The sequence below is a fragment of the Xenorhabdus indica genome (genome assembly GCF_014467235.1).
GTDB classification, from domain to species: domain Bacteria; phylum Pseudomonadota; class Gammaproteobacteria; order Enterobacterales; family Enterobacteriaceae; genus Xenorhabdus; species Xenorhabdus indica.
In genome coordinates this window covers 462366-468930 of sequence record NZ_NKHP01000001.1, presented here as the reverse complement: position 1 = coordinate 468930, position 6565 = coordinate 462366, and the positions used below count along the sequence as shown (strand labels likewise).

General features: G+C 40.9%; 6 protein-coding genes and 1 riboswitch. All 6 genes read right to left on the bottom strand.

Annotated elements, in window-relative coordinates:
- Positions 1-302 precede the first annotated feature (302 nt).
- Complete coding sequence (mntP, locus tag Xind_RS01680) at positions 303-890, bottom strand: manganese efflux pump MntP (RefSeq protein ID WP_156115335.1); 588 nt, start codon at positions 888-890, stop codon at positions 303-305.
- 47 nt (positions 891-937) lie between these two features.
- Positions 938-1071, bottom strand: a riboswitch (yybP-ykoY riboswitch).
- 165 nt (positions 1072-1236) lie between these two features.
- Positions 1237-1695: a DUF986 family protein gene (locus Xind_RS01675; RefSeq protein WP_047680263.1), complete on the bottom strand. Its 459-nt coding sequence runs from the start codon at positions 1693-1695 to the stop codon at positions 1237-1239.
- Between the two features lie 96 nt (positions 1696-1791).
- The gene (locus Xind_RS01670) at positions 1792-2649 is read right to left on the bottom strand and encodes a PTS mannose transporter subunit IID (protein WP_187649326.1); all 858 of its coding nucleotides are present in this window, start codon (positions 2647-2649) and stop codon (positions 1792-1794) included.
- A 13-nt stretch (positions 2650-2662) separates the two neighbouring features.
- On the bottom strand, positions 2663-3460 hold the full coding sequence (locus Xind_RS01665) for a PTS mannose/fructose/sorbose transporter subunit IIC (RefSeq protein WP_047680260.1): 798 nt from the start codon (positions 3458-3460) through the stop codon (positions 2663-2665).
- A gap of 83 nt (positions 3461-3543) precedes the next feature.
- On the bottom strand, positions 3544-4509 hold the full coding sequence (gene manX, locus Xind_RS01660; protein ID WP_187649325.1) for a PTS mannose transporter subunit IIAB: 966 nt from the start codon (positions 4507-4509) through the stop codon (positions 3544-3546).
- Positions 4510-5115: 606 nt separating this feature from the next.
- Positions 5116-6480: an L-serine ammonia-lyase gene (locus Xind_RS01655; protein WP_187649324.1), complete on the bottom strand. Its 1365-nt coding sequence runs from the start codon at positions 6478-6480 to the stop codon at positions 5116-5118.
- Positions 6481-6565 lie beyond the last annotated feature (85 nt).

Genomic DNA, 6565 nt, shown 5'->3' with positions numbered 1-6565 from the left:
TTTGCTGACAAAATCGACATTTTACTTCAACAGTCGCCATGTGACTTCTCCGAAAAAATGACGATTATACACAACCATCAACAGGTTGAATACGTGACCTCCGATAGCAAAGCATGCCGTGGAAGGTATTTTGGCACTGTGTATCTTATTCATTCGTAATAAAGAAGATAGTGGAACTCACAAAGTAAATTCGTGTGCCAGATGTGAATATAGAACGAACGCCGAGGTAAACGACGTTCGTAATTATTTAGCGGCAATGCAGGTTCACATTTGCCAGTAGAGGAATGATGTAGGGGAGGATATCAACAGGAATACATAAATAATTTGAGATGCTCAAATAATATATTGAAACCAATAGCAATTAATACCAGTCCACCAATAAGTTCTGCACGTTTACCTAATAATGGCCCGATGTAGCGTCCGATTAGCATTCCCAGAGTAGCCATAATCATTGTCACCATTCCGATGGCCATTGCGGTATGTAATATATTTACCTGTAAGAAGGCGAGACCAACACCAATTGCCATTGCATCCAGACTGGTTGCAATGGCAGTAAATATTAATGTTAATGAACTATAGCGATGGGGTGTAGTGGATTTAATCGTGGTTTCTGGCTCGCGTTTGAAACTTTCGACAATCATCCGGCAACCCAGGATAAACAATAATGAGAATGCCACCCAATGATCCCATTCCATAATATATTGGCTGGCATAAAGCCCCAGAGACCAGCCGATTAAAGGAGTGCAGGCTTCAACTAAACCAAAAATGAGGCCAGTGCGGATTGCTTCACGTAAATGTGGGCGACGAAGAGCTGCTCCTTTACTTACGGCAGCAGCGAAAGCATCCATGGATAGAGCTAATGCGAGGGTAAGAGTTGTATAGAGATTCATTAAAATAACCTCGGCTGGGTGATTCCACATACACATAAATCACCCCCAACCAATGGTGATATTATGTGTCTATGGTCTTGCCAACCGATTTGGCATTCGTACCACGTTTTATGCAAACGAGTATGTTGATACGAATTTTCCAGAAGAATTCTGGAACAGGCTACTCCCCAATGACTGGAGTGGACAATATCATATTTGGTATAAAAGGCAAAAATATTTTACATACGTTAAATAATGAATTGATAATGGTTATCATTATCTTTTGAGATGGAAAATAAGGCTGATGAAAAATAAGGCTGATATAGTGTTGCAGCCTTATTTAAAATTAATCTGAATCAGAGAAGGGTTATTTGTTATTCAGCAGAAATTGATAAATTTTTTCTAAGTCATCTGGGTTTGTTACAGCAACATATATTTTATTTGACTCAAAATCTATCATTAAAATACCATCTTCAGATAAATTCATTGCTTTAATTTGGTCATAATTAAAGAATCGGTTGGAATAATAAAAGCCTTTTTCTTTGAATATGAGTTTAGGTGAACGAATATAACCAAGGTATATTGTCACTAAGATGATAAAAGATAATAGATAAGTCGTTAGTGGAGTACCTTGCGCTATCACATTATTGTAAATAATGATAGTCATTAAGGCGATAAATATTAAAGCATCAATTCGATGTTTTCTTTTTAATTTTATGTTTAACAGAGTCTTGCCTTTGAGATGATTGATGATAATTTCGTCATAAACAGCAAAGACGAGCATTAATAAAATTGAAATCATCAATATGATGTCATTCAGGCTCATTGTTACCTCTGATTTTCTAACTTATAGCTCTTGTTTTTACCAATGAGGGAGGAAATTTCCTCCCCATATTTTTAATAAATCAATTTTCTAACAAAACTATTTAACTAAGCCCAGAAAACCGAAATGATAACCGATGATGCCGATGACGAAGAAACCAATAATGATCCATAGAGGGTTTACTTTTTTCCGTAATAGCCACATACAGCCAAAGGTCAGCAATAGCGGGGCAATACCAGGGAGCAACTGGTCAAGAATGGTTTGGACCGTTGTTACTTTCTCTACTCCTGTTATGGGATCAGGTACTTTGGAAATAACAAGTGGAATATTGACTTTCGTCCAGCTATTAACTAAGGCTCCCATCACGAATAGCCCCAGAATTGACGCTCCTTCTGTCATCTTTTGCAGGAAACCGCCACCCATATCTTTAACGATGTCCATTCCTTTTTTATAGCCATAGGCGACACCATAGTAGCGGGTCAATAAACGCACCAGGTTGAATAAAAAGAAAAACAGAATAGGGCCAAGCAGGCTGCCACTCATAGCAATTCCTGCTCCAAGTGCTGCAAAAACGGGACGGACGGTTCCCCAGAAAATAGGATCACCTACACCCGCCAAAGGTCCCATTAAGCCCACTTTAATACCGTTGATGGCACCATCATCAATATTAGCGCCGTTGGCTCGTTGTTCTTCCATCGCCATTGTGACGCCCAGAATAGGGGCTGCGACATAAGGATGCGTATTGAAAAACTCAAGATGGCGTTTGATAGCCAGTTTGCGTTCTTCGGTATTTTCGGGATAGAGACGACGAATAGCCGGGACCATTGAGAAACAGAAACCCAATGCCTGCATACGTTCGAAGTTCCATGAACCCTGTAATAAATTAGAGCGCAGGAAGACACCATTGATATCGCTTTGTGTCAGTTTTTTCTGCCCCATGTTTGTTGTATCTGACATATTGTTCATCCTCTTAATCTAATTCGTTATCAAGGTTATTTGGGGTATTACCCGCAGGAGCAGCGGTCTGTGACTGGTTGTATTTAGGACTGAGTTGGATATACAGGATTGCCAGAACAGCGCCAACGACACCGAGTATAACGAGATTCTGAATATATACAGCGGCCACAAAACCGAGATAAAAGAATGGCATCAGGTAGCCAGCTCGCATCATGTTAATCACCATTGCATAACCAACAACGACGATCATACCGCCAGCAATATTAAGGCCAGTGGTAACAACTTCTGGAATAGAGTTCAGCATACTCTGAACTTCAGAGGTTCCGACAGACAATGCAACAACCAGTGCAGGCAAAGCAATACGCATTGCTTGCAGTATTAAAGCAGTAATGTGAATGATGGTGATAGCGCGTAGGTTACCATTTTCAGCAGCCTTATCTGCTGCGTGTTGGAAACCGACGGTCATAGTACGGACAATAATGGTAAGAACCTGACCCGCCGCAGCCAGTGGAATTGCCAGCGCGATACCTGCACCAACATCTTGTCCACCGGCGATAACCAGAATGGCCGAAATAATGGATGCCAGAGCTGCATCAGGGGCAATTGCTGCACCAATGTTCATCCAGCCCAGGGCGATCATTTCCAGTGTACCGCCGATGATAATGCCGGTTTTTATATCACCAAGCACTAAACCGATCAATGTACAAGCAACTAATGGACGGTGGAATTGAAATTCATCAAGAATGGACCCCATACCCGCAATACAGGCGACGATGAATATCAATAAAAGTTGAACAACGGTAATTTCCATTGTTTTCTCCTGTAACCAAATGTCATTTGGTAAGAATTTCGTTATTGAGTAATGGTTAATAAAAAAATATCTGTTTTTGTTTTTTAAGCTTTTTTGAGCAGATCCATCATATTTAAGCGTGTATCGCTGGCAACTTTGCGTGCCTCAAGCTCGATACCGCGAGAATTCAGCTTTCCGAAAGCATTAATATCTGTTGCGTCAACAGAGATAGCATTGTTGATTTGGGTTTTACCTTGTTTGAAAGCCATGCCGCCAATATTGACAGATTCCAGTGAAACACCGCCTTCTACAATACGCAGTACATCAGTTGGGTTGGTGAATAACAGCATAACGCGTTCACCAGCATATTTAGGGTTATTGTAAACACGGATACACTTGGCAATATCGACTACATGTGCACTGACCCCAGGAGGTGCAACCTGCTTTAATAACGTAGAGCGTACAGTATCTTGTGCTACTTCATCACTGACTACAATGATACGCTTGACGTTGGTCTCTTTTGTCCAGCGAGTTGCAACCTGACCATGAATAAGACGATCATCAATGCGAGCAAGGGCAATTTTCATGTGACCACCAGCAACAGGTTCAGTAGTCTGGGAAGTCATGGGGGTAGCTGATTGGGTTGATTCAGGTTTATCAGCCTCTTTGGCTGGCTCTGTTTTAAGGGCTCGAATTCCTTCTTTCCCTGTTTCCAATGCAACAGAAACCAATTCTTCCATTGATGGATCATCATCACGGCACATAAAGGCTTCAACCAGCATAGGTATGTTCACGCCAGTGATGATTTCGTAATTTGCTTTGCCCATTACGATACGGTTTGCCGCATTAAATGGACTGCCCCCCCAGGTATCGACAAAAAATAAGACCCCTTGCGTTGTATCAAGCAACTCCAGTTTCTTATTGTATTTCTCGAATAACGTATCGGCATTTTCACCGGGGACAAAGTCGATATAAGAAACGTTTTCTTGTTCCCCAATCAACATCTCTGTGGTGCGAAGCAATTGCTCCGCAGCAGCCCCGTGTGTGCCAATCATAATGGCTATACTCACTTGTTTTCCCCTTTCTGTAACAATTGAACTCGGATTTATTGCAAGTTCATATTTAATATTTCCAATTATGTTGCACTATACCCATCGCCTTTCAAGATGAAGGCCTTGAAGTTCATAGGGTATATCTATTAATAATCATGACAACTATTAACGAATATGATAGTTACAAACATCGTATTTTATCGAGGATCCATCTCAACTATTTCATTTCTCATAGCTTTATATTTCGTTACATAAGAAAATATGTCATTAGATTATCATTGGAAGCATTTAAGAAAATTGCTATCAGTCAGAAAATTCAATATAGGCTATTTTGAGAGGTTAAAATAAGATTTTTATTTTACTTATCACGAATAAATAACTTATTTTACTTTGAATTTTTATTTTTATGCTTTTTGTAACTGTTTTAGGTGACATTTTATTAATTTTTAGATAAAAAAATTTTGATACCTTAGACCGGAAAGAAGAAAAAATGTACTTAATTGATCCGTTTCAGCCAAAAAAAATCCCTACTGTATAGCAGGGATTTTTTTCAGATAAGTCAGGTTTTACCTAAAATAGGTAACAGTTTAACTTATGAACATATTAATTAAGTTACAGATTTGATTAGTCACACTGTACTTTTATTGCCAAACCGCCACGTGATGTTTCGCGGTATTTGGCGTTCATGTCCTTACCCGTTTCGTACATGGTTTCAATAACTTTATCAAGTGAAACCCGCGGTTCGCTGGTTCGGCGCAATGCCATACGGGCAGCATTGATAGCTTTAACTGAAGCAATGGCATTACGTTCAATACATGGAACCTGTACCTGTCCCGCAACAGGGTCACAAGTCAAACCCAAGTTATGCTCCATGCCTATTTCGGCTGCGATGCACACTTGCTCAGGACTTGCTCCAAGTAATTCTGCAAGACCTGCCGCTGCCATTGAACAGGCAACGCCTACTTCTCCCTGACAGCCGACTTCTGCCCCAGAAATGGAAGCATTCATTTTATACAGAATGCCGATTGCACCTGATGCCAGGAAGTAGCGCGTATACAGCTCTGGCGTAACAGGCTCGATACAATGGTTGTAATAAGCCAGTACTGCCGGCACGATCCCGCATGCGCCATTGGTTGGTGCGGTAACAACACGCCCACCAGCGGCATTTTCTTCATTGACTGCCAAAGCGAACATATTGACTAAATCAACAACATTCATTGGATCATTAGACAGTTTATTTGATGAAGTCAGCATACGGTGCAGAGCGGCTGCACGACGAGGGACACGCAGAGGTCCAGGTAAAACACCTTCTGTATTCAAGCCTCGTTCAATGCAGGCCCGCATGGTGTCCCATACATCTGCAAAGTATTCAGAAATTTCTTCTTTGCTATGCAAATCCAGCTCGTTTTTCATCATCAAGCCAGAAATAGACAGCCCTGTTTTGCTGCAATTCATCAGCAAATCAGCAGCAGAGCTGAATGGGTAAGACACAGGTTTAGTATCCTGAGATGGCTTACCGAAATGTTCTTCATCAACAATAAAACCACCACCGATAGAGTAGTAAGTTTTGCTGTAAACTTTTTTGTCACCTGCAATTGCATGGATCTGCATACCATTTTCATGCAATGAAAGGTTATCGCTACGGAAATTCATACCTCCGTCACGAGGAAAATCGACTTCATGTAAACCATTTGCCAGCGGCAAACGTTGAGTTTGCTCAACATCACGAATAAAACCAGGGATTGAATCAATATCAACAGTAGCGGGCATATTACCTGCCAACCCCATGATAATGGCGATATCCGTATGATGACCTTTCCCGGTTAATGAAAGTGAGCCGTACACATCAACAGCTACACGCGTGATAGAGGACATCAGCCCCTGGTTTACAAGATCATCGACAAATTGTTTTCCTGCTTTCATAGGGCCAACAGTATGAGAGCTGGATGGGCCGATACCCACCTTAAACATGTCGAAAACGCTAATCACGCCAGACTCCTTAGAGAAGAAAGATATATAGTATATTTATAATTAAAGCGCGTTACTTTACTGTTATTTAGTGGTGTTGATAAAG